25 protein-coding genes are annotated in these 26,778 nt (G+C 68.6%); 10 read left to right on the forward strand and 15 right to left on the reverse strand.

Translation table 11 applies throughout. The features are described 5' to 3' along the window. Positions 1-130: 130 nt before the first annotated feature. On the forward strand, positions 131-565 hold the full coding sequence (locus WME90_RS07605) for a GNAT family N-acetyltransferase (protein ID WP_437280411.1): 435 nt from the start codon (positions 131-133) through the stop codon (positions 563-565). A 373-nt stretch (positions 566-938) separates the two neighbouring features. On the opposite strand, the gene WME90_RS07610 is transcribed toward WME90_RS07605, so the two are convergent. Next, positions 939-1,082 carry a hypothetical protein gene (locus tag WME90_RS07610; RefSeq protein ID WP_437280412.1) on the reverse strand — a complete coding sequence of 48 codons (144 nt, stop codon included), beginning with the start codon at positions 1,080-1,082 and terminating at the stop codon, positions 939-941. A 106-nt stretch (positions 1,083-1,188) separates the two neighbouring features. Between WME90_RS07610 and WME90_RS07615 the strand changes: the two genes are divergently transcribed. Together WME90_RS07615 and WME90_RS07620 are read left to right on the forward strand one after the other, a co-directional pair. Next, positions 1,189-2,484, forward strand: coding sequence for a sensor histidine kinase (locus tag WME90_RS07615; protein WP_437280413.1), 1,296 nt, complete (start codon positions 1,189-1,191; stop codon positions 2,482-2,484). Between the two features lie 129 nt (positions 2,485-2,613). After that, complete coding sequence (locus WME90_RS07620) at positions 2,614-3,732, forward strand: DUF4185 domain-containing protein (RefSeq protein ID WP_437280414.1); 1,119 nt, start codon at positions 2,614-2,616, stop codon at positions 3,730-3,732. A gap of 130 nt (positions 3,733-3,862) precedes the next feature. On the opposite strand, the gene WME90_RS07625 is transcribed toward WME90_RS07620, so the two are convergent. The 8 genes from WME90_RS07625 to WME90_RS07660 all read right to left on the reverse strand — a co-directional run bounded on the left by WME90_RS07625 (position 3,863) and on the right by WME90_RS07660 (position 11,588). Then, positions 3,863-4,438: a TetR/AcrR family transcriptional regulator gene (locus tag WME90_RS07625; protein ID WP_437280415.1), complete on the reverse strand. Its 576-nt coding sequence runs from the start codon at positions 4,436-4,438 to the stop codon at positions 3,863-3,865. Positions 4,439-4,448: 10 nt separating this feature from the next. Continuing rightward, positions 4,449-5,063, reverse strand: a complete 615-nt coding sequence (locus WME90_RS07630) for a sugar O-acetyltransferase (protein WP_437280416.1) — start codon at positions 5,061-5,063, stop codon at positions 4,449-4,451. Positions 5,064-5,387: 324 nt separating this feature from the next. Further along, positions 5,388-6,032, reverse strand: a complete 645-nt coding sequence (locus WME90_RS07635; RefSeq protein ID WP_437280417.1) for a hypothetical protein — start codon at positions 6,030-6,032, stop codon at positions 5,388-5,390. A 316-nt stretch (positions 6,033-6,348) separates the two neighbouring features. Continuing rightward, entirely contained in the window at positions 6,349-7,941 is a 1,593-nt protein-coding gene (locus WME90_RS07640; protein ID WP_437280418.1) for an FAD-binding oxidoreductase, read from the reverse strand. A gap of 62 nt (positions 7,942-8,003) precedes the next feature. Beyond that, positions 8,004-8,984, reverse strand: a complete 981-nt coding sequence (locus tag WME90_RS07645; RefSeq protein WP_437280419.1) for a hypothetical protein — start codon at positions 8,982-8,984, stop codon at positions 8,004-8,006. A 42-nt stretch (positions 8,985-9,026) separates the two neighbouring features. After that, positions 9,027-9,863 (reverse strand): DUF692 domain-containing protein, encoded by an 837-nt coding sequence (locus tag WME90_RS07650; protein ID WP_437280420.1) that lies wholly within the window; start codon positions 9,861-9,863, stop codon positions 9,027-9,029. A gap of 99 nt (positions 9,864-9,962) precedes the next feature. Continuing rightward, on the reverse strand, positions 9,963-10,088 hold the full coding sequence (locus WME90_RS07655) for a hypothetical protein (protein ID WP_437280421.1): 126 nt from the start codon (positions 10,086-10,088) through the stop codon (positions 9,963-9,965). A 654-nt stretch (positions 10,089-10,742) separates the two neighbouring features. Then, positions 10,743-11,588, reverse strand: coding sequence for a PPK2 family polyphosphate kinase (locus tag WME90_RS07660; protein WP_437280422.1), 846 nt, complete (start codon positions 11,586-11,588; stop codon positions 10,743-10,745). Between the two features lie 1,519 nt (positions 11,589-13,107). On the opposite strand from WME90_RS07660, the gene WME90_RS07665 reads away from it, so the two are divergent. From WME90_RS07665 to WME90_RS07685, 5 genes are all read left to right on the forward strand, one after another. Then, entirely contained in the window at positions 13,108-14,592 is a 1,485-nt protein-coding gene (locus WME90_RS07665; protein ID WP_437280423.1) for an RICIN domain-containing protein, read from the forward strand. 242 nt (positions 14,593-14,834) lie between these two features. Next, complete coding sequence (locus WME90_RS07670) at positions 14,835-16,286, forward strand: RICIN domain-containing protein (protein ID WP_437280424.1); 1,452 nt, start codon at positions 14,835-14,837, stop codon at positions 16,284-16,286. Positions 16,287-16,523: 237 nt separating this feature from the next. Next, positions 16,524-16,829, forward strand: a complete 306-nt coding sequence (locus WME90_RS07675; protein WP_437283575.1) for a family 1 glycosylhydrolase — start codon at positions 16,524-16,526, stop codon at positions 16,827-16,829. Positions 16,830-17,024: 195 nt separating this feature from the next. Beyond that, positions 17,025-17,342 (forward strand): ArsR/SmtB family transcription factor, encoded by a 318-nt coding sequence (locus WME90_RS07680; protein ID WP_437280425.1) that lies wholly within the window; start codon positions 17,025-17,027, stop codon positions 17,340-17,342. Then, positions 17,339-17,734, forward strand: a complete 396-nt coding sequence (locus tag WME90_RS07685; protein WP_437280426.1) for an SRPBCC family protein — start codon at positions 17,339-17,341, stop codon at positions 17,732-17,734. The genes WME90_RS07680 and WME90_RS07685 overlap by 4 nt, the downstream gene beginning before the upstream one ends. Positions 17,735-17,875: 141 nt before the next feature. Here the strand turns inward: WME90_RS07685 and WME90_RS07690 are convergent, their stop codons facing one another. The 6 genes from WME90_RS07690 to WME90_RS07715 all read right to left on the reverse strand — a co-directional run bounded on the left by WME90_RS07690 (position 17,876) and on the right by WME90_RS07715 (position 23,965). Next, entirely contained in the window at positions 17,876-18,256 is a 381-nt protein-coding gene (locus WME90_RS07690; RefSeq protein WP_437280427.1) for a hypothetical protein, read from the reverse strand. Positions 18,257-18,362: 106 nt separating this feature from the next. Next, positions 18,363-19,883 carry a hypothetical protein gene (locus WME90_RS07695; protein ID WP_437280428.1) on the reverse strand — a complete coding sequence of 507 codons (1,521 nt, stop codon included), beginning with the start codon at positions 19,881-19,883 and terminating at the stop codon, positions 18,363-18,365. Between the two features lie 26 nt (positions 19,884-19,909). Then, a complete protein-coding gene (locus WME90_RS07700; RefSeq protein WP_437280429.1) occupies positions 19,910-20,638 on the reverse strand; it encodes a hypothetical protein in 729 nt (242 codons plus the stop codon). Positions 20,639-21,348: 710 nt separating this feature from the next. After that, positions 21,349-22,125 carry a hypothetical protein gene (locus WME90_RS07705; protein WP_437280430.1) on the reverse strand — a complete coding sequence of 259 codons (777 nt, stop codon included), beginning with the start codon at positions 22,123-22,125 and terminating at the stop codon, positions 21,349-21,351. Between the two features lie 502 nt (positions 22,126-22,627). Further along, positions 22,628-23,434: a trehalose-phosphatase gene (gene otsB, locus WME90_RS07710; RefSeq protein WP_437280431.1), complete on the reverse strand. Its 807-nt coding sequence runs from the start codon at positions 23,432-23,434 to the stop codon at positions 22,628-22,630. Positions 23,435-23,581: 147 nt separating this feature from the next. Continuing rightward, the gene (locus WME90_RS07715) at positions 23,582-23,965 is read right to left on the reverse strand and encodes a hypothetical protein (protein ID WP_437280432.1); all 384 of its coding nucleotides are present in this window, start codon (positions 23,963-23,965) and stop codon (positions 23,582-23,584) included. A 491-nt stretch (positions 23,966-24,456) separates the two neighbouring features. Between WME90_RS07715 and WME90_RS07720 the strand changes: the two genes are divergently transcribed. Continuing rightward, entirely contained in the window at positions 24,457-25,641 is a 1,185-nt protein-coding gene (locus WME90_RS07720; protein WP_437280433.1) for an MFS transporter, read from the forward strand. Positions 25,642-25,663: 22 nt separating this feature from the next. Beyond that, positions 25,664-26,734 (forward strand): ABC transporter substrate-binding protein, encoded by a 1,071-nt coding sequence (locus WME90_RS07725; protein WP_437280434.1) that lies wholly within the window; start codon positions 25,664-25,666, stop codon positions 26,732-26,734. Positions 26,735-26,778: the final 44 nt, after the last annotated feature.

Below are 26,778 nucleotides of genomic sequence, written 5' to 3' on the forward strand. Positions count from 1 at the left end.
GTGGGCCGCGCGAAGCATCCAATCGGCGCGTCGAATCCGGTGGACGCGACGCCCGAGGCGGCGCTCGAACCGCGCAAACGTCGCCCCGAATCCGGTGGACGCGGCGCCCGAGGCGGAGCACGAAGCGGGAATGGCCGGCGAGGTGCTCCCGATCCGCAGCGATTCGCCGCTCTACGCCGGCGCGCTCCGCCTCCGGCACGAGGTCTTCGTCGTCGAGCAGGCGGTGCCCGAGGACGTCGAGGTCGACGAGCTCGACGCCATCGCGCAGCACTTCGTGGTCCTCGATGGCGGCGAGGTCGTCGCGACGATGCGGATCGTGCCGTACGACGGCGCGCTCAAGGTGGGCCGTGTGGCCGTCAGGAAGGACCTTCGCGGCGCGGGCCTGGGGCGACGGCTGATGGAGGAGGCGATCCGCGTCGCCGGAGCGGAGGGCGCGCGCGCGCTGGTCCTGAACGCCCAGGTCACCGCCGCGGCGTTCTATCGCAAGCTCGGCTTCGTCGAGGAGGGGCCGATCTTCGACGAGGCGGGGATCCCGCACACGAGGATGGTCCGGCGGATGGCCTGAGGCTACCCCTGTGTACAGATCGAAGACCCGAAGATGCCAAAAAACCCGTAGAGCGCGGCGCTGGGAGGCGTGACGAGAGGGCCTCGCGCCTCTATTTGCCCACGTTGCCCACGTTGCCCACGTTGCCCACGTTGCCCACGTTGCCCACGTTGCGCATCCCGGTGTTCGGAGCCACTCTACCCTGAGCGATGACGTCGAAAGCGGGCGGGCGCGGGAGCGCACTGGACGGGCTTGGCTGCCCGCGCGAACAACGTGGTTCACCGCCGCTCGGCTGGATTGGGATCATCCCACGAGTCGCTGGCGCCATCACCGTCGTGACCGCCGCGGCCGTCCTGGTGGGCTGGTGGCTCGATGTTCAGATCCTCAAGAGTGTTCACCCGACATTCGTGACCATGAAGGCGAACACGGCGCTGGCCTTCCTCGCCGCCGGCGCGTCGCTGTGGCTCTCCTGCCGCGCGGGATCGAGCTCGTGGGCGCGCCGCCTCTCGCGGGCGTGCGCCGGCGGAGTCGCTGTCATCGGGTTGCTCACGCTCCTGGAATACGCGCTGAATCGGCCGCTCCCTATCGATCAAATTCTCTTTCGGGAAGGGCCGGGCGCCGTCGGCACCCCTCACCTCGGAAGAATGGCTATCACGACGGCCATCTGCTTGGTCCTCGTCGGCTCGGCCCTGTGGCTCCTCGACGCGAAGACGCGGCGCGTGCGCCGGCTGTTCCTCGCGCTGGTCGTGCTGATCGCGTTGTTCGGGCAGCTGGCGGTGCTCGGATATGTGCTCGGGGTCGGGTATCTTTATGGCATCGGAGCGACGACCGAGATGGCGGTGCATACGGCGCTGCTCTTCCTGGTGATGTCTGCCGGCGTTCTGTGCGCGCGACCCGAGCTGAGCGGCGTGGAGCTGTTGATGAGCGCGGGCGCCGGCGGCGTGATGGCGCGCCGCGTGCTCGTCGCCGCGTTCGGCGCGCCGTTCATCCTCGGCTGGGTGATCGTAGAGGGTCGGAAGCTCGGCCTCTACGATTCGGCGTTCGAGTCGTCGCTCCTCATCGTCGGCGGCATCGTCTTCATGGTGCGCCACATTTGGAAGAGCGCTGCCGTGTTGGAGTGCGTCGACCGCGATCGGGGCAGGGCCGTAGAAGATCGCAGCCGACTGGCGCTCCGTGAGGAGGCCGCCCAGGCTGCCGTCCGAGAGCGAGACGAGTTCCTCTCCATCGCGTCCCATGAGCTCCGGACGCCGATCGCCGCGCTCCAGCTCACGCTGCAGGCGCTGCAGCGCAAGCTCGGCGGCGGCGAGGCGGCGACCCTCGGGCACGACCGCGCCGCCCGAGCGCTGGAGGGGAGCCTTCACCAGGTCGCGCGGCTCACTCGGCTGGTCGATCAGCTGCTCGATCTGTCGCGCATCAAGGCGGGTCGTCTCAAGCTCGACCCTGAGAGGGTCAACCTCGTCGAGGTGGTGCGTCAGGCGGTCGAGCCCCTCCGGGTGGTGCTGGCGCAGGCGGGCTGCTCGCTGTCTCTGCGCGCCGAGCGGGAGATCCTCGGTAACTGGGATGCGCTGCGGATCGAGCAGGTCGTGACGAACCTCGTGTCCAATGCGCTGAAGTATGGCGCGAATGCCCCCGTCGAGATCAGCGTACGGCGGCGCGGAGACACGGCCGTGATCGCGGTGCGCGATCATGGAATCGGCATCGCCCCCGAGAACACGGCGCGGATCTTCGAGCGGTTCGAGCGCGCCGTCTCGTCGCGCGACTACGCCGGGGTGGGCATCGGTCTCTTCGTCGCCAGGCAGATCGTCGAGGCCCACGGCGGCTCGATCCGGGTCGAGAGCGCGCTCGCCATGGGCTCGACCTTCGTCGTCGAGCTGCCCATCGAGCACGTGGAGCCGCCGTCGATGCTGAGGCCACATCACTACAAGCCGTCGATCCCTTGAAGAGGCCTATTCAGACAGCGCGCGGGGCACCACGAGAGGGCTCTCGGGCGCACGAGGCAAGTCGAGCCCTCGAAGGCAGAAATTTGCTCCGACGAGCTGCGCCGTCCGCTGTCGTGAGATGATGGCGTCATGAGCTCCGCGCGCCGATGGATCAAGCTCTCCCGTTCTGTCCCCATCGTCTTCGCCCACCTTGTCATTGCGGCGTGTGGCGGGGAGCCGGGCCCAGGCGTCGAGTCTGCCGAGGAGCTCGGCGTCGTCGAGAAGAGCTCGTGGATCGACGGGCGCGATGGCGGGGACAGCGCTGTCGCGTGGGGCAAGTCGGTCTGGGTCTACGGCGATACCGTCCTCACGCAGGCCGACGAGGCAGGGACCAACTGGCACCACAACTCGTTTGGCATCTCGGACGACCTCGACGCGTCCGACGGGATCGGGGGCTTCTCATCGCCGGCCGACGGCGTCGGGGCGCCTGGGTATCTCATCACGCCCACCGCGGCGGAGCAGGCGTTCAACGACGCTCACGCCGGCGAGGACTGCGCCGAGGCGCCGTGCGGCGCGCGCTGGGCGGTGTGGCCCGGGGCGCCGGTGTTCGATGCGGCGCGCGACCGGGCCTTGATCCCTTATGGCCTCATCTACGCGGAGCCGGGCGATTTCAACTTCCGCGGCGTGGGCCAGTCGTTCGCGATCTGGGAGGGCCTCGACGAGGCGCCGGTGCGGCCGATCGTGGACGCGAGCACGGAGCACCCCGACCTGCTCTTCCGGGAAGGCGAGCCAGGCTGGGGTGCCGCGGTGTTCACCCACGGCGACGACCTCTACACCTTCGCGTGCGACGGCGGCCTGTCCAAGCCGTGCCGCCTCGCGCGCGTGCCGCTCGAGACGCCCCTCGACCGAGGCGCCTTCCGCTACTTCGACGGCGACGGCTGGAGCGGCGACGCCTCGGATGCCGCCGAGCTGTTCGACGGCGCGCCCATCATGTCCGTGTCGTACTGCGAGCACCTCGGGGCGTGGCTCGTGGTCTACGCGCCCCCGTTCGACCACCGGATCGTGGCGCGCACCGCCCCGGCCCCCAGCGGCCCTTGGTCGGACGAGGCCACCCTGTATACGGCCCCCGAGGAGCACGCGCCGTACGACGCGGTCCATCACGCGGAGTACGAGGAGGACGGCGGCCGGGTGCAGTACATCACGTACTCGCGGCCGACGAGCGGCTGGTTCGGATCGGAGTTCGCCCTCATCCGCGTCGTGCTTCGGTGACGAGCGGGCGCTCGTCGCTGCTCGTGGCGCTGTGCGGCAGGCGGCCGAGGGGACGTGACGCGACGCTCTGCATGACGAGGCCGACAACGCCGTCGGCAAGGACTGCTGAGGAGCGATCCCCTTCGGGAGCTCAGCGGGTGAAGCGGCGGATGGCGTGCCGGATCTGCTCGGCCGCCATGGGATCCGTCGATAGCGCGCTGTGCAGCACGAGGCCTTCGATCAGCGCGTCGAGCTCCCGCGCGGTCACCGGGTCGAAGTGGATCTCCAGCGCGCGCCGGCTCCGCAGCATCCACGCCTGGGTGACGGCCCGCAGCGCTGGCCTCCGGGCGGCGGCGACGTAGAGCTCGACGCTGAGCACCAGGTCGCGCTCCGAGCCGAGCAGGGCCGTGGTGAGGTGCTCGACGAGGAGCTCGACCGCGGCCTCGCGGTCGCACGCGGCGCGCATCTGCGCCTCGAAGCGGGCCGCCACGTCGTCGGCGTGCCGGGTGAACGCCGCGGCGAGCAGCGCGTCGATCGAGGCGAAGTGGTACGTGGTCGAGCCGAGCGGCACGTCGGCCGCCCGGGCGATCGAGCGGTGGGACGCGCCGGCGACCCCGTGCTCGGCGATCACGTCGAGCGCGGTCGCCAGGAGCCGCTCCCGGCGCCCTGGGTCGTGGCGGCGGGCCCGCCGCGCGGGGGCGGCGCGCCTCGCCCTGGCAGCGCTCATCGCGCCTCCGTCACCCTCGCGCCTCGCCCGGCGCCGGCGCGGCGGCCCCGGCGTCGAGGGCGCGGAGCACGCGGGCGGGGTTACCGACCGCGACAACGTTGGCCGGCAGGTCGCGCGTCACGACGGAGCCCGCGCCGACCACGGTGTTGTCGCCGATCGTCACCCCAGGAAGCACGATGGCGCCGCCCCCGAGCCACACGTTGTTCCCGATCGTGATGGGCTTCGCGGCCTCCCATTTCTGCCGCCGGGGCTCGGGCTCCACCGGGTGCGTCGGCGTGAGCAGCTGCACGTTCGGGCCGATCTGCACGTCATCGCCGATCGTGATCGGCGCGACGTCGAGCGCGACAAGCCCGAAGTTCGCGAAGCAGCGCGCCCCGATGGTGATGCGCGAGCCGTAGTCCACATGGAACGGCGGGCGGATCTCGGTGCCCTCGCCGATCGCGCCGAGCAGCTGCTCCAGCAAGCGGCGGCGCAGCGGGCGCTGCCGTGGCGACGTCGCGTTGTAGGCCGCCATGAGATCGAGCGCCGCGGCGCTCTGCTCGGCGATCTCGGGATCGTCGGCGATGTAGAGGTCGCCAGCGAGCATCCGCTCGCGCATGGACCGCGGATCGTGAGGGGTCGACATATGGACGAGTGTAGACGCGATAGGAACGGGTGTCCACATCGGCTGCCGGGACGAATGCGTCGGCACTCAGGCGCGCCTCGCGCGCTGCGCCTCGACGCTCATGCGACGGCGGGTCTCCAGGCCTCGCACGGCGATGTACCTTCGGCGTCGGAGCGCTCGTCATCTCCCGCGCCGGGCTCTCCTCATCACGCGGCGCTCGCCCCACGCGCAGCACCCGAGTGTGCCATGGCGCCGTCGTCCCCTGGCACATCGATCCCCTTCGCCGTTTTGATGGGCCGGATCCCAGGAGCCGCGCTCCGGGCCAGCGCCTCGTGGCGTCGGGCTCTAGGGTGGATATCGGTCGGGCGCGCGGGGGAGCGAGAAGGTGCCGCGGATCCGCTCGGTCGGGCGGTTCAGGCGCGCGCTCATGGTGGCCTCGAAGGTGCCCTTCACGGGCGCTCCGACGCTCGTGAACTCGGTGACCCTGAGCTTCGCGGTATCCGAGGTCCACTCCGACCCTGTCTTCGGATCCAGGAAGCGCACCCGGATGACCTCGAGCTCTCCCGGCAGCTTGAGGCCGGTGGCGACGATGTCGAAGTGCGTGCCTCCTGCGCCGCAAGAGTCGACGATGAACCGCGGCGCCTTCGCGTCGGGATCGAGGACCTCCGCGTAGGGGCCTGGCATGGGATCAGCCAACTCGTAGGTGTACTGGCACGGACCCTCGAGTCGGCGCACGCTCCCGCCCTGCTCGATCTCGATGCGGCCGTCGCCGCCAATGCTCGCTCCGCGCCTCTGTGGCGTGGTCCCGGGCTCGGCGCTCGGGGCGGCAGGCGCCTCGATCTTCGGCAGCGCCGAGGCGAGGGGCCCGGACGGCGCGGGGGCGCGGGCGGACGAGGCGAGCGACGCAACCGCTGAAGCGGACGGCGCCGGCTCTGCGGTGACGCGGTCCCGCTCGGGCGAGGACCGACAGGCGAGGAGCTGCGATGCCACGAGAGCGGCCGCGCCGACAAGCCCACCTGCGCGCCAGCGCGCGCCGCTCAGCAATGGTATACGTCGAGCTTGCATGCGGTCGACGGGCTCTGCTCGCGCTCCAGCAGCCGCTCCTCCTGCTCCTTCTCTAGGATGTGCAGGACGAGCTTGCAAGTTCTTCCTGGGTGCGGGCGCCACGATCCGCTGTAAGGACGAGAGTCCCTGTGAACTCAAGTGCGCCGTGGATCGCGTCGCGACGCGCGCCGAGACGGCGGAGCGCACGATGCCGTAATCTGCCGAGCGCTTCGAGCATCGTGCGGTGACGTGGACGCGCAGATCACCGCGTTCCTGCGCGCTGCCTTCGCGACGCCGCGGGCCAGATGCCCTGCTTGCCTGGCGACAGGACACCGTTCGGGTCGAGCGCATCCTTCAGCGTCTCGTTCAGGCGACGGAGCGCGTGCTGGTTGAAGCCGTACTGATCGCCGATCAGGTCCATGAAAGCCAGGTGCGCCCGGCACTCGCCGATCCCTTGCTTCCCCAGCTCCCTGATCAAGGTGTCGAGCAGCGCCGCGGCGTTGCTCGTCTGCTCCGCGTCGCGCTTCTCGTAGAGGATCGGGAAGACGTGGTTCAGGTGGCGCTCGCTGGCCGTGAAGCCGGCCAAGTAGTCGATCCCGTGCTCGCGGGCCCGCGCCTTCACGTGGTCGTAAACCCTCACCGCATCGCGCCCGCTGGACGCTACGATCGGCGAAAAGTCGAGGTGTCCACAGTCGTCGCCGCGGAACTTCAGCGCATTCAACGCGAAGAACCCCGGGACGCCCGCCAGGCGGCCGACCGGCCCCTCGACCTCGCACGCGTAGAGGCCGTCCGAGCCCGAGGCGAGGTGCTCGCGGCCCGTGATCTCGGCGCCGGGGATCGTTGAGAATGCTCGCTGGACGATCCTGAAACGAGCCTCCAGCAATTCCTTGTCGCCATAGAGGCCGAAGCGCAGGATCCACCACCATCCGATGCCCAAATCCTGGCGGATCTTCTCGATCACCTCATCGGGCATGGCGCCGGGGCCGTCGTACCAGCGCGAGCGCGGATATCGGTGCGCCACCTCGCGCACGACATTGCCCAGCTGGGCATTGCTCTGGATGATCTCCCGGCGGCGCAGCGAAGCGAGCACATCGATGGCCGCCTCCAGGTCGGACTCCCTCTGAAAGTGCACCGTGCACGACATCATTCCGTCCGGCTGGGGCATCAACCAGAGCCCCAGCTTGGTCACGATCCCGAAGTTCGACTGCAGGAACAACCCGTCCAGCGACGGGCCATACCCGCCCTTGTACATCTGCCAGGTGTTGGCGCCCGGCAACGCACCCATGCCGGTGCGCACGACGTCGCCGTTCGCCAGGACCACCTCCAGCCCGCAGATCTGAGCGGCGTGATCCCCGTAAGGGGTGTAACCGATGCCCCGCTCCAGGGCATTGCCGAGGACGCTGCCCCAGCCCAGCGATGGCGCGGACATCCACAGCTTCAGCCGATGCTCGCGGAGGTACCCGTAGAGGTCCACGAACCTCACCCCGGGCTCGACCAGCGCGTACCCGTGCTCCTCGTCGACCTCCAGGATCCGGTTCATCCGCTGCATGTCCAGCACGATGGCTCCGTTCACCCGCGGCGCCGCGCCCCCGTACCCAAGGTTCCGCCCGGTGGATACGGTCCAGAGCGGAATGCCGTATTGATTGGCGACCGCCAGGACAGCCTGCACCTCCTCTACCGACCTCGGCAGCACCGCCCCCGAGCACCGGAAATCCGCGGCGCCGTGGAACGCATAAGGGTCCTCGTACGCCGACAGATCCGAGCCCGGGCCGAGGACCGCGCCGTCGCCCAGCGCCGCCGCGAGGTGCCCGAAGGCCGAGCTGATCCGGGCGGAGGACGGAGAGGCTCCGTTCACTGGGTCCTTCGAGCGAGCGGACATGGCTGCAGGGGCGACAGGAAGACATCGCGCAGCCCCCCTCATGCCGCCCTCCGCGGCCCCGCGCCCTCGCCGCGCGCGCTCGACCCGATGCCTTCGTCGATCGTCACGAGGTTCAGCGCGTAGAGCTTCTGCAGCACTCGGCCGCAATCTCGTTCGGCGGCGTCCCGCGCGGCGCGCTCGGTCTGCGGTCCGAGCATCTCCGCGAGGATCTCCCGGGCAGGCTTTCCGCCGTCGGCGCGGGTAAGGAACGACCTTATCATTCGCCCCACGCGCGCCTTCTGGACGCGATCGGTCACCGCGATCCTTCCGAACAAGATCAGCGTCGGTGCGGGCTCCGGATCGAGCGGCGCCTCGCCGTCGACGAGCGCCTGGATGAAGGACAAGACATCCCACGAGAACTCGTGCAGCGCGACGTGCCGGCCGGCGCGCACGGCGCCGTCGAGCAGCTCCTCCTCGGTGACGCTCGGCCTCGACGCGTTCCGCGACTTGAAATCGTCCGCGCTCTCGATGCTCGCGGCGTCGGACCACAACATGAACTCGGTGCGCTCACAGCGCATCACGTCGATGAGGCAGGGGACGTCGAGCGCCCCTTGGTCGACATGCCGCTCGATGAGCTCGGCGAACCAGTGGGCGTCGCGAAACGCGCGGATCAGGCGTTCGGACTTGATGGGGCGGTATGTCGCGATGAAGCTCCGCCCCACCTTCGACAGCGTCTTGTGGCGCCGGAGCAGCGCGAACGTGGCGGGGAAGTACGTCTCGACGAGGTAGAAGCGCTTGACGCTCAGCGAGCCCGAGATCCAGCGCAGCCGGTCCTTGTCGAGGGACCGGAGCGCGGACATCTGTCCGGCGGTCAGCGCGTTCTCCTCGGCGAAGCGCGCCGGGTCGTCGTAAAAGCGCTCGAACGCCTGAGGATCGGTGAGCAGCCGCGCGAACGCCGTCTGAAACGCTGACGTATCCGTACCCATCGTCCGCCCCTCCGCTGCGCTATCCATCGTCCGCCCTTTTGCTATGAGACTCATGACACGTTCCATCCTCCAGCCTGCGGCTGCGCGAAGAACGCCTTACGCCCAGATAGCCCTCGCGTGCTCGACCTCTTTCAGCATCTCGCCGAAGTCGTCCGGCGGATTCTCGTCGCGCTCGATGAGGATGCCGCGCACGGGCGCTCTCTTGCAGAGATGGTCGAGCAGGTCCCAGACCTCGGGATGCCCGTCGATCGGGTGGTCGTGCGTGTCGATCCACATCTCGTTCTCGTAAGCTCCGCCCGCAAGGTGGACCTGTACGACGCGTTCGAGCGGGATGCGGTCGATGAATTCATACGGATCATAGCGGAGATTCTGGGCGTTGACGTACAGGTTCGTGAGATCGAGCAAGATGCCGCAGTCGGCGTCGTTGACGACCTTGCTGATGAAATCCGCTTCTGTCATGGTGCCTCCGGGGATCGCCAGGTAATAGGCGATGTTCTCGAGGAGCAGCGGGATCCCCAGCATGTCCTGGAACTGCCGGGCCTTGGCCGCGCAGCGCGACGCGGTATGCTCGGTGAACGCGATCGGGGTGAGCTGGCCGAGCTCGATCTGGGAGACCTGCGTGAAGCAGAGGTGATCGCTGTACCAGGGGGCGCGGACCGCCTTCGCGAGGCGCGCGATATCACGGCAATAATTCATGTCGAGCGGCGCGTCGGTGCCGATGGACAGCTCGAGACCGTGAGGCGCTACGGGCAGACGCTGGCTCAGCTCGACGGCACGCCCGAGCCGCCCCTCCGTCCGGTAGATGTAATGATCCGCGCAGATCTCGATGCAGTCGATACGATCGCGGTGTTGTTCGATCCCGCGCACGAACCAGGGCCGGTAGGCGAGCCCAACGCCGATGCGCGGCAGATCGAACCTCGGCTTCACACACATGAGCAGCTCCTTGCGCGCGGGTAAGAAGAGGCGCCCAGGCAGCGCAGCGAGCGCTGCCTGGGCGCCTGCGGCAGGGGGCGCGCCCCCCCGCCGACTATGTCACTCGTCGTTCACGCAGCCGCATCCGCAGCAATGACAATGCAGCGCGACCTCCCTCACCTCCAGCTCGGTGGGGTCCTCAGGGGTGATCATCTCGAAATCGAACTCGCTCTTCTCGGTACTCATGCTATTTCTCCTTCATCCGAGGCAGGTGGGTCTGCTCGGTCAGGGACATGTCGGCATGCGCCTCGTGCGGTGAAGCCCGCCGCGGTGCACCCACCAACGTTCCGTCCGCACAGGAGCCATCGCAGGAGTCGTGCCGCTCCCGCGATCGGCCTACCGGGCGTGCATGCAGAGCCGCGGAGGTGCCGCCCTGCTCGGTGGCTCACGCGCGGCGGTGTGGCGGTGAAATGGCCGGGGAACGGCTTGGATCCGCTGGTTTCACCGGTTGACTTCGCATGACGGGCGGCGGGGCCGGTGCGACGGGGCCGCTGCGACCCGCTCGCTCGTTCGAGCCCATTCGAGCCTTGCTGAGGAGCGCAACATCTTGCGGAAGAAGGCAAAGCCCCTCTGGAGGAAGGCAAAGCCTTGCTCAGGAAGGCCTGCTGTGCGTGGCCGCCGTCGTGATCAGGGAGACGCGCGCATGCGTGCGTCAGCCGAACCCGACCGCGCGAGCGTCGAGCGCGGCCGCTGCTGCCAGGAGGGCCATGGCACAACGGGAGACGGAGGCGTCGTACGCGACGACGTGCCCTCTGCAGGGCGTGCCGCGCGCGGCGAGGGCGGGGGATTCATCAAGGGGCCGTGCGACGGCACCGCGTTATCATCGCATCGCCCGCCCGCTCATCCCTTGTTCCGCCCGCCCCTCGATCGCCGGTACTCGTCGAGCTCCTCGCGGCCCGCCTTCCCGTTCCGCTCGAGCGTCTTCAGCCAGCCGTCGCGGTATTCCCGCATCGTCTCGGCCACGGTCTCGGCGACGACGAGGTTGCGGTACCATTTCGCGTCCGCCGGCACGATGCACCAGGGCGCGTGCTTGGACGCGCAGCGCCGGAAGACCTCGTCGTAGGCCTCGGTGTACTCGTCCCAGAGCTCCCGCTCCCGCCAGTCGTTCACGTTGAGCTTCCACGCGGTCGACGGGTTCTCCTCGCGCTCCAGCAGCCGCTCCTCCTGCTCCTTCTTGCTGATGTGCAGGAAGAACTTGATCACGATGGTCCCGTGCTCGGCGAGCAGCTCTTCGAAGTCGTTGATGTGATCGTAGCGCTCGCCCCACAGCGACTTGGGCGCGAGGTCGTGAACGCGCACGACGAGCACGTCCTCGTAGTGAGAGCGGTTGAAGATGGCGAACTCCCCTGCGCGCGGCGCCTGCCGGTGGATGCGCCACAAGAAGTCGTGCTCCCGCTCCTCCTTGGTGGGCACGCCAAAGGAGCTGACCGCGACGCCGCGCGGGTTCAGCGCGCCGACGACGTTCTTGATCGCCCCGTCCTTGCCGGCCGCGTCGCGGCCCTGGAGGACGATGAGCACGCTGTGTGTCCTCGCGCCCCACATGAGCTCCTGCAGCTCGAGCAGCTCGTCGCCGAGCTCCTTGAGCCGCTCCGCGGCCTGCTGCTTCGCCGCGTCGCGGGGCGGATCGGTCGAGACATCATCGAGGCGAAACTTCGAGTCAGGCTTTGTGAGTCGCGTGATCGGCATGCCCGCGAGCGTACACGATCCCGCCCCGCCGTCGTCGGAGTGACGCGCGACGCCCCGATCCCCGCCGGCGGGGCGCCGATCGCGCCCGGCGAGCGGGCATCCGAGCGTAGGCAAATTCCCGAGCAGCTCGGTCCGGAGATCAGCGTCGATGAGGTCGTCTGCTCTTCCAGCAGAGGTCGTCTGCTCTTCCAGCATCTGTCGTCGCGGTCTTCGAGCCAGACAGCTGGAGCTCCTGGCGAGCCGGGCGGCGCGCGTGGCGAGGAACCGCGAGCGGCGGGCGCGGGCGGTCCGGCAGGGCCGGGAGAGCGCTGGCGGCGGAGAGCCGTAGCGCTGCGGCGCCCAAGGTCGTCCCTTGTCGCGCTAGGGGTCGTCCCCAGTGGCTCGGGCCCACGCTGAGCGCGTAAGCAGGGGCGAGCTGAATGGCGTGCCGCGGCTCAGCACGCGAGCGCGCTGGCTGGGTGAAATTATGAATGCCCACAGCAGCGCGCACCTCGCTCGCCGAGCGGCAGGCTGGTCGATCGAAGTTGACACCGGACATGTGAACGCTCACACTGTCGACCGCTCGTCATGCTTTTGCTTCCTCCGGATGGGCCTTCATGCGCATCCAGGAGACGGTCATGAAGTAGCGATTGGTCATGTTGCTCGCGGCCGGGATCGAGGTCCTGGCCAGCGGCGACCGTGGCTGCAGCAACGATCCCGGCGGCGGTGGGACCCCGGTGCAGCTGGCGGCGGCGGGAACCCTGGAAGCGACCCGACGTATCCCAGCAGCAGGCCTCTCCGGGGGGCTGCACGATGAACATTCTGGTTGTGTTGTACGGCAACGCCAGCCGCTCGATGATGGGGTGGCTACTGCTCATGCGCTTCATTGTCCCAGTCAAAGCCTGCAGGCTGTGGCGTGAAGGGGGCCCGTTCGATGCATAAATCAATTTGATACAGCATCACTTTTCCAGGAGTGAGGTGGATCGAATAAGGTTCTATATGCCGACCAACGTGCAGCATGGCTGTACGATGGGACGGCCGCCACGAGGGGCTTGATTTCCGCGTTTGGATCTCCTGGCCCCCGGCACCTCGTCCATCTCAATCGAGCTTCTCGAGCGCGCTCGCATGCCGAGCGCGGCCCGCTGGTCGCAGGCGGTTTTCGGCGAGATTCGCGCGCCCGGCGCGCCGGGTGATCGCGCCCGTAGAGGGCTCGACCCCATGTCGGCGTCAAGTCACCATCGTGACTCCGCATCTGAGCTTATCCCACCTTCATGAGGATCAGGTCCGCTCGCGATGCGCAATCGGCTTGACGGACCTGCCAGCCCGGAACAATAGATACCCTCATCGCGCTGCCTGACGTGCGCGAATAAACTTATCCACTCTGCGCGCACCTCGACACTCGTCCGAAGCGGCAATGGCCAGCGCGGCGGCGCGCTCGGGAGCCTCGAGCGCGCTGCGAGCGGCCCCGACCTGCGCAAGGGCAGCGTTGAGCAGCGGGAAGACTCCAGTTTTACTTACTTAATATGACGGGGAGAACAAGATGAGATTCGGAACGAAGCAGAGCCTGCTTGCGGCGGCGACGGGCATCCTCGCCGTGTCGTGCGTCATCGGCCCCGAGGACGCGTACGACGCCGAGCTCGAGGAGAAAGGCTCGCTGGAGGGCGCCATCACGATCGATACGAGCGCGGTCTACACGATCGTGGGCGTCCAGAGTGGAAAATGCGTGCAGGTGGCTGGAGGCAGCACCGCTGATGGAGCGGCCATGCAGATCGCCGGCTGCAACGGCTCGACGCGGCAACAGTTCCGCATCGAATCTGCAGGCGGCGGGTACTATCGCATCCGCAACGTCAACAGCAACCGTTGCATGGACGTCGCGGGCGCCTCCACCAGCGACGGCGCCGCCGTCCAGCAATATTCCTGCTGGACCGGGCAAAACCAGCAGTGGTCGTTCACGGACGTCGCCGGCGGTGTCGTGCGCCTCACCGCGCGGCACAGCGGCAAGTCCCTGGACGTCTACGGCCGCGGCACCGCGGACGGCACCGCCGTGATTCAATGGGCGTCGAACGGCGGCACCAACCAGCAATTCCGACTGACGCCCGGGGGCTCGGGAACCGGCGGCACCGGCGGCGGGGGCGGCACTGGCGGCACCGGCGGCACCGGCGGCACCGGCGGCACCGGCGGCACCGGCGGCACCGGCGGCACCGGCGGCACGTGCACCGCGTCACAACCGACTGGTCGAAACGTGTCGGGGAGCGGCCCTCATAGGGTGGTAGTCGAGACGAATTCGGACCCGGGCATCAACCAGGGCACTATCTTTCGTCCGGCGGATCTCGGTGGAGATGCCAAGTATCCGATCTTCGTCTGGGGGCAGGGCGGGTGCTCGCGAGACGGGCTCGCGAATCAGGCGGCCATGGCCGAAATTGCGTCGCACGGCTACTTCGTGGTGGCGGACGGGACGCCGGTAAACAGCGCGCCGAACCGCGACATCGGGGGCGGAGGCGGCGTGCTGCTCGCCTACGTCGACTGGGTGATCGCCCAGAACGAGAAGCCTTGCAGCGCTTACTACCATCGCATCGAAACCACGAAGGTCGCCGCGAACGGCTTCTCCTGCGGCGGCTTGATGGCGGCGGGAACTGCCGCAGATCCCAGAATGACGACCTGGGGACACACGAGCAGCGGCTCTTTCTCAGCGAATCCAGCCTTCTACAACTCGATTCACACACCCGTATTGATCGTCACCGGCACCGCGGATAGCCTGGGTGCGAACGCGAACGGCGCGAGAGACTTCGCGAACATCGTGGCCTTGGGTGATATTCCGGTCATGATGTTCGCCAAGGTCGGCGCGGATCATGGGGGCGATCTGTGGGCCCGGAACGGCGGCGAGTTCACTCAGGTCAACCTGGCGTGGCTCAACTGGTGGCTCAAGGGCGACGAATCGGCCACCGGCAAGGGCATGCTCGTCGGCCCGAGCTGCCGCTTCTGCACCGACAGAACCTGGCAGGTCTCTTCTGCCAATCTGCCCTAGGGTGGCTCGCTCTCAAACCGCCTTGCTCCGAGGAGCAGGGCGGTTTGACCGACCCTGGCGCACGCAGGGCGAACCTATCCACCCTGTGCGCATCTCGACGATCACCCGCCGCGGAGTTGGCCGGCACGGCGGCCCGCTCGGGAGCCTTCAGCGCGCGGCGAGCGACCCCGACCTACGCAAGGGCAGCGTTGAGCAGTGAGAAGATAGCAGTTTCACTTACTTGACAGGACGAGGAGGACAAGATGAGATTCGGAACGAAGCAGAGCTTGCTAGCGGCGGCGACGGGCATCCTCGCCGTGTCGTGCGTCATCGGCCCCGAGGACGCGTACGACGCCGAGCTCGAGGAGAAAGGCTCGCTGGAGGGCGCCATCACGATCGACACGAGCGCGGTCTACACGATCGTCGGCGTCCAGAGTGGAAAATGCGTGCAGGTGGCTGGAGGCAGCACCGCGGATGGAGCGGCCATGCAGATCGCCAGCTGCAACGGCTCGACGCGGCAACAGTTCCGCATCGAATCTGCAGGCGGCGGCTACTATCGCATCCGCAACGTCAACAGCAACCGTTGCATGGACGTCGCGGGCGCCTCCACCAGCGACGGCGCCGCCATCCAGCAATATTCCTGCTGGACCGGGGCAAACCAGCAGTGGTCGTTCACGGACGTCGCCGGCGGCGTCGTGCGCCTCACCGCGCGCCACAGCGGCAAGTCGCTGGACGTCTACGGCCGCGGCACCGCGGACGGCACCGCCGTGATTCAATGGGCGTCGAACGGCGGCACCAATCAGCAATTCCGACTCACGCCCGCGGGCTCGGGAACCGGCGGCACCGGCAGCGGGGGCGGCACCGGCGGCACCGGCGGCACCGGCGGCACCGGCGGCACCGGCGGCTCCGGTGGCGGCACCGGCGGCTCCGGTGGCGGCACCGGCGGCTCCGGTGGCGGCACCGGCGGCTCCGGTGGCGGCACCGGCGGCACGCGCAGCGCCGGCTGCGGCATTCCCACCTCCCTCACCAGCGGTAACCGCACCATCAACGTCAACGGCACCACGCGCCAGTACGTGCTTGACATTCCGGCGAACTACGACCCGAACAGGGCTTATCGGCTGGTGTTCGGCTGGCACTGGCGCGGCGGAACGGCCAACGACGTCGTGAGGAACGGGTACTATGGGCTCAAGGCGCTGGCGAACGACAGCGCCATCTTCGTCTCGCCGAACGGCATCGACAACGGCTGGGCCAACACGGGCGGGCGCGACGTCGCCTTCGCCCGCGCCATGGTCGACTCCCTCAAAGCCAACCTGTGCGTCGACACGAGCCGGGTCTTCTCGACCGGGTGGAGCTACGGAGGGATGATGTCGAACGCGCTCGGCTGTGATGCGCCCGACATCTTCCGAGCCATCGCGCCGATGTCCGGCGCCCTCTACAGCGGCTGCAACAAATCCAACATCCAGCCCGTCGCCGTCTGGATGTCGCACGGCCTGTCCGACAGCGTCGTCTCCATCTCGGACGGCAGGGCGGCGCTCGACGTCTTCGTGCGCAAGAACGGCTGCAGCACCGAGACGAGCCCCGTGGCCCCCAACTCGTGCGTCGCCTATCAAGGGTGCCGGGAGGGATACCCGGTGCACCGCTGCGAGTTCGCCGGTGACCACCAGACGCCGAGCTTCGCGGGTTCGGCCATCTGGAACTTCTTCACGCAATTCTGACCTCGCGCCCCGCCGACGCGGCGGCTCGGGCAGCGGCAGACGCGCCCGCCGAGCCGCCGCGTTGCCCCGCCCCGGCCGCTGGATGAAGTAATTTTCACAGGGAGGCGGGGAGGCGGGGAGGAAGAAAGAAAATGAGTTTTTCCCTCTTGCCGTCTCTCGCTCCCCGCCTCCCCGCCTCCCTGTGAAACTCCTGCTTTTCCTCGTTGTTTCAACCCGTTTGTCGCTGTAACCAGGGACCTGCCAGACGCGTTGCCCGGCGGTTGGCTCTCGCGCGACACGGTGGACGCCTTCGCAGATTACGCTTCGCACGTCGGAGCGCGCTTCGGCGATCGTGTGGCGCTCTGGCTCACGCACAACGAGCCGTGGTGCCAGGCGTTCCTCGGCTACGAGACCGGGCCGTTCGCGCCGGGTCACACCGACTTTGCCGGAGCGCTCCGCGCTGCGCATCACCTGTTGGTCTCGCAGACGACGCCGACGGCGGCACGCTCCGAACGCGGTCGATCCGCGACACCGGCCTTTCCTCCGACGTACGTTATGGCCTGATGCACGCCGACTGCGCCACGCTCGCGCGCACGCCGAAGGACAGCGCCCACTTCTACCGAGCCTTCCTGACCGGCGGGCGCTGAGCGCGCGTCTTCGCCGGTGGCCCACGGCCCCGCCGTCGTCGCCTGGCGCGAGCCGCGCGGCCGACGCGTCGGATTTTGTTGACGCGTCGGAGAATTCCGACATATTGAGGGCATGACCGAAGTCGACGTCTTCTCGGCGCTGGCGAACCCGGTGCGGCGCGAGATCCTGATGCAGCTCCGCAAGGGGCCTCGCGCCGTGAACGACCTCGCGAGCGGCTTCGGCGTGGGCCGCCCCGCGGTGTCCGAGCACCTGCAGGTGCTCCGCAAAGCGCGGCTCGTGCGCGAGGAGCCGCGCGGACGCGAGCGCTACTACCACCTGGATCCGCGCCCGCTGAGCGAGGTCGACGAGTGGCTCAGCACGTTCACTCAGTACTGGAAGCAGCGCCTCGCCGCGCTCGAAGATCTCCTCAACGAAGAAGGGAAAAAATGAACACCGCAGCCATCCACCTCGAACATCGTTACGCAGCGCCTCCGTCCTCCGTCTGGCGGGCGCTCACGGATCCGGAATGGCACGCGCGCTGGTGGGCCCGTGGCGACGTCAAAGCCGTCGTCGGACACAGGTTCGAGCTCGATATGGGGCCCTGGGGCAAGCAGGCTTGCGAGGTGCTCGCCGTCGAAGCGGAGCGGCTCTTCTCGTACCGCTTCGCCATCGGCACGCTCGACACCGTCATCACCTGGCGGCTCACGCCCGAAGGGACGGGCACGCTCCTCACGTTCACGCAGGAGGGCTTCAACCTCGACTCGGCGAGCGGCAAGTCCGCGTTCGAAGGCATGAAGCCCGGGTGGCCCAAGCTGCTGGAGAAGCTCGGGACGACGCTCTGAGCCAGCGCCGGCGCGCGCGGCCGCATCGCCTGAGCTCGTCCCTGGCTCCGGGATCCTCGCAGGCCCTCGGGGAGGGGGCGGGCAGCTCGTCGAAGCCTCTCGTCTCGCCCGCAACCAGCGACAAACTCAGGCGACGCGGTGCTAGAGACGATACCCCGGATCGCTTGGCAGCTTGCCGTCGACGCGAAGAACTTTGACGTCATCTCCAACTGCAGAGGCGCGGACGAAACCGATGGCCCCGTCCACCTTGCCCACGATCCAAACGACCGTGGCCGCATTCGGGACGTCTTTCGGCGGGCCGGACTGTCCACGAATTTTGCGATCGATCCAGTAGAGACCAACTTGCTCGGGTCCCATGCCGAGGACCGCCTCGTCGAACGCGATGCGCTCCGGAGAACCCTTGGGATAGGTAACCGGGATCAGCTGCTTTCCGTTCGTCGTGACTCGGCTGCCCATGTAGGCGCGCTTCAGATCTCCAAAGGAGATCCCGTCCGCGGGGAAGCTCTTCGAGACGACGAGCACCAGAGGTCCCACGCCTCCCGCGCCGTACGACTCATCCGGCGTTACCGCGGTAACAGCCCCGAGTAGAAACACGCACGATGTCAAGAGCGTTCTTCGAGGGATCATCCTAGAAGCTCCACGCGACTTGCGTGACAAATTGATCCATGTCGTAGCTCTTCTCTTTCAGGTACGGCATCCACACGTGCACACCGACGAGCTTGAACACGACGTTCTCCGTGGGGCGTATGTTCAGGCCGCCGACGATATCGCACCCTTCGTACAAGAAGCTGGATTTGCCGAAGCGGTCGTATTCGAAGCCGAACCAGGGCATGATGCCGTACCAGGGCAATCGGTAACCCGTCTGAAAGTAGGCTCCCCAGGCGCGGTTGTCAGGAACCCATGTTCCAGGCGTGAACCCAGCAGGACGATATTTGTCGTCGAAGCCTACGTCGTGCATGACGTACTCGGCCTGGAACAAGAACTCGCCCCAGGTGTACTTGAGATCCGCGGCCAGGCTGAGCTCGTCGTAGCTCGCGGTGACCGGGAAATTGGTGACGAGCGAGCCGTTTTCCAGCGCTGCGACCTGCCCGGCGTCGGTGTAGCGGCCCTTGTAGCCCGATGTGCCGACGGCGAAGTTGCCGAATGGAGTGTCCTGCTGTAGCCAGAGACGCCAGCCGACCGCCTTGTTCTTGTCCAGATCCATGTAGCTATCGACCGGGCCGCGGCCATTGGACAGCGTGAGGTGGTAGCCCACCTGCGTGTCGCCGATGCCATGGCTGCCATGCACCTCGATGCCGGTTTGTCGCTGCGGAAACCACTCGGAGCCGATGATGTAGGGGCGCGTGTTGCTCAGGATGACGGGGGATCCGTGGTCCACGTTCCAGATCCCATACGGGGTGAGCCACTGTCCGAGCCGGATGTTGAAGAGAGGATGCGCAGCGTATTCGAGCCACGCCCGCTCGATGATCACCCCTCCCACCTTCTTCGGCCGAGAGAAGTCGGTGTAGTCTTGATAGGCGGCGCTGACGCGGGTGTTCTGGAACGTCGTCGGATCGGTCGTGATCGCCCCGTCGGGCAGGTAAGTGAATCGGAGCTCGATCAAGGATCTGAAATTCTTGCCCAGGTTCGAGTCGAGATAGACGTTCAGATTCCCGACGTAGAAAGTGGGGTTCGGGCCCACCCCGGTCGAGGCCCCCCCTGTCTTCTTGTCACTGAGCAGCGCGGAGAAGGTAAAATCAGCGAAGCCGTAGACGCTGATCTTCGTCGCCTCGGAGGTGAGCTCCTCCGCGAGCGCCGTGCCGGCCAGCGCGTCGACGTCTACTTCTCCGCCGGCTGCCGGTGTCGCGCTGGCGTCGACGTTGCCGGTAGCCCCTGCGTGTGGTTGAGGTGCCGCGGCGCTCGAGGCCGGGCTGGCCGCCTGCGGAGGTGCGTCTGCTGCACCCGGCTGCGCGCCCGCGCCAGGTTGAGCCGGAGAGGCCGGCTCCGAGGGGACGATCGCGCCCGAGGCGCCCGGCGCCGGAGCCGGAGCCGGCTCGGAGGGGGCCGCTGAACCAGCGGCCTCCGCGGGGGTCGGAGCTGGCTGTGCCGCCGCGAACGACGACCCGAGCAGCAGCGCGGAGGATATGGCTGAGACAACGTGAATGGGCACGCCGGGGAATGCAACGGATCCCGTTCTCAATTGGTGCAGCTCCCTTCCGCGACGCACTGGTACTGTGCGACTCCATAGTCAGTAAAATCGCAGCATACGGTGCCGGTGAAGCAATTGTCCGGCGAGAGCGTGCAGCCTTGAACTTGACACTTCTGCGTGTCGAAGATATTGCAGTACGTGGCCTCGGTTCCTGCACAGTCCGCGTCGCTGGCGCAGGTTTTCCCCGCGCCGACCGGCGGTCGGCGACAGTAGGATGGGGTGACCGTGAGATCGCACATGTATCCATCCGCGCAGTCGGCGGAGCTGCCGCACCCTTGATTGGTGCAGTAGCCGGTCGTCCCCGAGATGGCGTGACAGTGACTGTACGTGGCGTTGGAACAAGGCATCGTCGCGGTGTCGCACGCCGTATTCAGGCCGGCGGGGGTGGCCGTGCACGGCGCCTCGGCGGACGCCCTGCTGAACCCGGCCGCGCACTCGCACGCCCCCGTCGCCCCGGTCACCTCGTTCTCGCCGCAGGCCTCGCACGGTGACGTGGCGTCAGCGCGGCCGTACCCGGCTTTGCAGGCGCAGCCGCTCGCCCCGACCTCTTCGTTCTCGCCGCAGCGCACGCAGCCCGTCTTCGTTGCAGCATAGCCCTCGGCGCAGACGCAGGACTCGAAGTACTCGGAATCGGCCCTCAGCGTTTGGCCAGGTCCACAGGGCTGATCGCCATCGTAGACGCAACCAATGAACGGAGAGATAAAGGCACTTGCCATCAGAAGGACTCGACCCCATCGGCGTGACGCCGAAGGTCGAGATTCATGTGGTCGTCTCGCGCACATCAAGCTCGTTCCTTGCTGTTGGATTCGTTACACAAACTTCGAGCGCAGAAGCGTCCTCGCGGGGGGTGGCTTACGGGCTGGCGCGGATGGCGTGGAGTTCGCGCCTACGGTGCCGCTTCGAGGCGGGAGCGGTCGGCGCGTGACCGCCGACGAAGTGCCCTGGCGAGCCCGCTCGATCGAAGTCTGTTCCCCCGGAAGGGCAGCCTGCTTACCACCACCGTAGCTGATCTGCCTGACGCCCAGCCTGCCTGCGCGCCACGGCCGGACCCCCTGATCTGCCCCCATGGGATAATTCTACAGGGATCTGCGGCTCCTGGAAGGCCAATATTCGTCCCTATCCAATCTCGTGGGGTAGGTGCGGGTGAGGTAGGTGTAGCGGGCCATGTGGATCCGCAGAAGCCGGACGCGAGCTCCGGAGGCCGAGCGACGGAGGGCCGACAGGGGCCCTTGCCCATGACGCCGAGCATCCGTGCCGTGCTCGGGCGCGTCGAGGGGGGCGGCACGGCCGGGCCCTTCTCCCTGCCGCTCCTCCACGTCGCTCGTGGTACCTCACCCACGCGAAACCTGCGCAGCGAGCGATCGATCGCGGCCGACGGCGTTCCCCCTGGGAGCCCCCGTCGCCTCGCCCCCCGCGCCGAGGCAGCTCATTCCGCGCCAAACTCGCCGCACCGGCGGTTTCCGCGGCAGACGCCGCTCGCGCAGTTCTCGTCTCGATGGCACCGCCGGCCGGGCGCCAGCTTGCAGGCGCCCGTGCCGTCGCAGACCTTGTCCTCCTGCGCGCAGTCCGGCGCATCCTCGGCTCCGGGGCCGAGGGGCGAGCACGCGCCGACCGACCGCTCGACGTTGCAGGCCATGCAGGTCTCGTCGCAGGCGGTGTCGCAGCAGACCCCGTCGGCGCAGCTCCCGCTGGCGCAGTCCTCCGGGGCAGCGCACGCCTGACCGTCCGCGGCCCTGCACGCGCCCGTGGCGTCGCAGACGCCGTCCTGCCCGCACGTCGAACCTGCGGTCACGACGTGCGTTGTGACTCCGCCCCGACACGCGTCGCTCGTGCACGGGTCGCCATCGTCGTCGGCGTCGGCGTCGTCCGGCGCAGCCGACAGTCGCCCTGCAGCACAGGTGAGGACCTGGCAGTCGCCCGCGATCTGCACGGACGGGGGGGCCGGTATGCCGTCGAGCGGGACGTTGACGCACGCGCCTGTGGCGCACGCGTCCGCGGTGCATGGATTGTCATCATCGCAGTCGATGGCTTGCGTCTCGGCCGCGCACGCAGGGGTCTCTCCGTCCCAGCCAGCGCCGGGCTCAAACGCCCCGACCCCGTGATCGCCGTCGCTGCCGGCGCCTGCGCCCTGGAAGCTGCGGGCCTTCGGCGAACAGCCCGCCAGCGCGACGACGAGGCACAGAGGCACAGACGTCGCTTGCACCCGGCTCGTGCAGGGGATCGGAAACGCTGAGATGTGAAATGTCCACATGCACCGAACTTTACTGTCGGCCCAGCTCACCCGCTAATCAGCTTTCGCCTTTCGAGTGACCATGGACGAACGGCGCGCTCGATTTACCGGCGGCGGATAGCGCAGGTCGCTCAAGCTCCGTTCCAGGCGAGCCACCGCCGTCCGGCTCACCACCCCATCGCATCTGCCCGCCGCGCACCCGTGTCGCGCGCTTCGTGCACACTGCCCTGCTTTTGCCGATCTTTCTCTCTGATACGCGAAAAAGCTGCCCCGGGCTTCGTGCACACTGCCCTGCTCTCCTGATCTTTCTCCCTGATGCACAAGGCAGGAGAACTTGATTAGAGCGGGGCGCATCTTCGTGCGCTACGGGCTCATCCGCAGGGTGAAGCTCGCTGCGGCGTTCTTTCGTGCGCCTCACTCGCTGGCCTGGCGGCCGAGCGCGTAGCGCACGACGCTGCACCCCGCTACGGGGCCCTCACGCCGGGCGCAGCGCCTCGCCGGTCAGGCGGCCGCGCCGCGCCGCGAGCTCCTCGAGCACCGCGATCCACGCCTCGGGTCCGCCGAGCGTCAGGTCGGGCTCGACCGCGGTGTCCGGCCTCTCGGACGAGGCGATGTAGACGCCCACTCCGCTGCTCGCACGGGCATGGGCGATCGCCGGCTCGTCCGTCGTGTCGTCGCCCGCATAGACAACCAGCGTTCCCGGCGGCAGCCGCGCCAGCAGGAACGCGAGGGCGCGGCCCTTGTCGTGCGCGGCGTCCCGGGCCTCGTGGATGCTGCGTCCCCGCATGACCACGAGTCCCCGCCGCGACGCCGCGTCCGCCCACCCCCCGAGCGCGTCGAACGCCGCCGGCCGATCCCCCGGCGGGACGAGCCGCCAGTGGAGCGCGAGCGAGCAACGCTTGCGCTCGACCCACAGCGCGGGGATCCGCCGCACCACCTCGTCCGCCTCGCGCTCCAGCGCGTCGAGCGCCTCGGCCGGCGCCGCCGCCCGGTACACGAGCTCTCCGCTCGGCGCCGCGATCTCCGCCCCGTGCTCGCCCACCCGCCACACCGCGCCGAGCGCCGCCGTGCGCGCCGCGATGTCGCGGAGCGTCCTGCCCGTGACGATCGCCACGGTCGTGCCGGGCGCCCGCGAGAGCGCCTTCAGCGCCTCGAGGGCGGCCGGCGCCGCCACCGCCCCGCCCGCGACCGAGGTGATCTCCGAGATGGTCCCGTCGAAATCCGTCGCAAGCAGCAACGAGGGCGCGGCCGCCGCGCGCTCGATCAACTGGAGAACGTCCATGCTGCTCTGGATGTTACCGTGGACGGGCCACGAGCACGATGGCGAAGCCGGCGCGACGGAGAGGCATCCTGGGCTCGGCTCGACAGCGCACCAGCGGATGGAGCGCCGCGCCCCGCGCCGCGCGCGCGGCGCCCGCGGGGACGCGCTTCAGAACCGGATGATCACCTCGTGGATGCGGCGCCCCTCGGTCTTGCCCTCGGTGGCCTCCGCCGGCGCGGCGTCGCCCGCGGGCGGCCCCTCCGCGGCGGCCGCCGGATCGTCCTTCTTGCACTCGTACTTCACGCGCCACTCGGTCTTCTGCACCGTCTGCGTGCTCTCCTGCTTCCGCTTCTTCGGCCCGAAGAAGTCCTTCTCGCGGCGCTCGTCGGACTCGGACACGGACTCTTCCCCGACCACGGTCTCGCCCTCTTCGACGATCTCGTAGCTCTGGGGGCCGCCGCAGGTCGTGGCCATCGTCTGGCTCGCCTTCTGCATGGCCACGTCGCGATCGCCGAGGATCGCGAGCTCACCGCCGACCTTCGTCCGCCTCACGACGCGAACCTCGCCATACGGCTGCCACGAGCACGCGGCCGTGGAACAGAGCGCGCACGCGGCGATCAGTGCATGAATTGCAGAGGATTTCATGCCTTGCACCAGTACCACCCTGTAAATGACGAGGGCAACAACAAAGCGCGGGCGCCTCCGCGTAAAACCTGCTACGGGCGGCGCGCGGGCGCAGCGTTGGGGGGCGCGCGGTTGCGTGGGCGCGTGGGCGCGTGGGCGCGTGGGCGCGCGGCCGTACCGCTGCGCGGTCGCGAGGTCGCACGCGCGGTGCGCGCCTGCTCGCGCCGGAGCAGCGGATCATCACCCGCTGCTTCCAGGGCAGCAGCGCGGAAGCGGGCGGCCTCGCGTTCCCGCCCGCCATGGCGCGGCACGAGGGTTGCTGATGGCGGGTGTTCGCCGGCGCGGATCAACAGGCCTGATCCACGCCGCGCCCCGAGGTCCAACTGCGCTCCTTCATCGACAAGAACCGCTTTCTGCTGATGTTCGCGGCGCTGTCCTCGGTGATGGGCCTCAGCGTCGGCGTGGCCAAGGTGAGCACGACGCTTTACGCGCTGGAGCTCGGGGCGAACGAGGCGCTGCTCGGGCTGATCTCCGGATCGCAGAGCGTCGGGGTGCTGCTCATGAGCATCCCCATCGGGCTCCTCGTCGATCACCTCGGGCCCTCGCGGCTGTTCGTGCTGGGGAGCCTCGTGGCAGGGTCCCTCTACATGGCGTTGCCGGCGGTCCCGTCGCCGGTGTTCCTGCTGGCCTTCACGACGGCGATCAGCTTCTTCATGCCGATGCGCTTCGTCTCGCTGAGCACCGTGTTCATGCAGCAGCTCGAGACGGTGGGCGAGGGCAAGGCCGGCTGGTACCGCGGCACGCATATGGTCGGCATGTTCCTGCTCGGCCCCGTGCTCGCGGCCAGCCTCACGAAGGCGCTGGGGTTCTCGGGCACGTACCGGCTCATCGGGCTCTCGTTCCTGATCACCGTGCTCATGTCGCCGATCGTCTTTGGCCGCACTACGGCGCGGTCCGCGCCCCCTCGCGCGCTCCGCCTCTCCGGCGTCCGGTCCGACCTTGCCTTGCTCGCGCAGGACGTCGAGCTGCGGAGCGTGTGCCTGATCGAGTTCGCGGCCCAGTCGATCAACTCGTTCTTCATGTTCTTCATCATTCCGATCGGCGTGACGGTCGCGCACCTGACGGCGGCAGAGGCCTCGGGGCTCCTGGCCTGGCAGGGCGTGACCTTCATCTTCGCGCTGTTCTCGCTGGGAGGACTCGTGGGTCGGGTGGGGCACGAGCGCGTCTACCTCGCGAGCTTCGTCCTCGTCCCGAGCGCGCTCCTCGTGCTCGGCCTCTCGCGCGACCTGCTCCCGCTGCGGGCCGGCGGCCTGCTGCTCGGCCTCGGGCTCGGGGTCTTGCAGATCGCGAACCTCACCCGGCTCGCCCGGATCGGCGCGCGGGCGGGGCGGGGCAAGGTCGCCGGCCTGCAGGCGCTCGTGGGGCCATCAGGTGGCCTGTTCGGCAGCGCCGTGGGCGGGCTCCTGGGTCGGAGCCTCGGGCTCCAGTCGATGTTCCTCGTCCTGTCCGTGCTCTTCGGCCTGCTCCTCGCCGTGGCGCGCAGGACGTCGAGCGCGGTGGCGGCCGCGAGCCCCGCGCCCGCCGAGCCCGCGGCCGCCGAGTAGCGGCCGAGGAGAGACGTTCACCATGCGAGTGCTCGACAAGCCATCTCCGCTCACCACCACCCGCCGGAGGCTCGCGGCGGCCCTCATTGCCGCGCTCGCGCTCGCGGCCTGCTCGAAGGCCGACCCCGGCGGCGGCCCCGGCAACGGCGAGGGCGCCGCCGGCGACTACGAGGTGCTGGAGCTGCGCTATCAGGGGTTCTCGGGCGTGGTCTCCGTGCCCGAGCTGGCGGAGGACCTGGGGTACCTCGCCCCGATCAAGCTGAGCTACGTCGGCAACACGATCAGCGGGCCGCAGGACATCCAGACCGTTGTCACCGGAGACACCGATTTCGGGCAGGCGTTCAACGGCGCGGTGATCAAGCTGATCGCCGCGGGGGCGCCGCTCCGGGCGGTGGTGGGCGGCTACGGGATCGACGAGAAGCGGTGGAGCGGCTTCTACGTGACCGAGGACAGCCCCATCAAGGCGGCGCGGGACCTGCTCGGCAAGAAGGTCGCGATGAACACGCTGGGCGCGCACCACGAGCTCATGCTGAAGGAGTACCTGTCGCGCCAGGGGCTCACGAGCGCCGAGATCGCGCAGGTCACGCTGGTGGTGCTGCCGCCGGTGAGCGCGGAGCAGGCGCTCCGGCAGGGGCAGGTCGACGTCGCGGTCCTCGGCGACATCCTGCGCGACAAGGCGCTGGAGCGCGGCGGCGTCCGGGCGCTGTTCTCGGATCACGAGCTGTTCGGCAAGCTCACCGCCGGCAGCTACGTGCTGAGCAAGCGATTCTTGAAGGAGAGCCCGAACAGCGCCCGCAAGTTCGTCGAGGCCCTGGCGCGCGCCATCGAGTGGGCCCGGGGCGCCCCGCGCGAGGAGGTGGTGGCCCGCCTTCAGCGCATCATCGAGCGGCGGGGGCGCAACGAGGACGCGTCGGTTGTGAAGTACTGGACCAGCATGGGCGTCGCCGGCAAAGGGGGGCTCCTGTCGGCGGGGGAATACCAGATCTGGATCGACTGGCTGGTGAAGGACGGCGAGCTCAAGCCGGGGCAGCTCAAGGCCGAGGACCTGTTCACGAACGAGCTCAACCCGTTCGCGGCGACCCAGGCGCAGTGACGGCGCCCGCCCTCGCGCGGCGCCGCGCGAGGACGTCGGCCTAG

Origin of the sequence: Sorangium sp. So ce375, from assembly GCF_051473855.1 — a bacterium.
Taxonomy (GTDB): Bacteria; Myxococcota_A; Polyangia; order Polyangiales; family Polyangiaceae; genus Sorangium.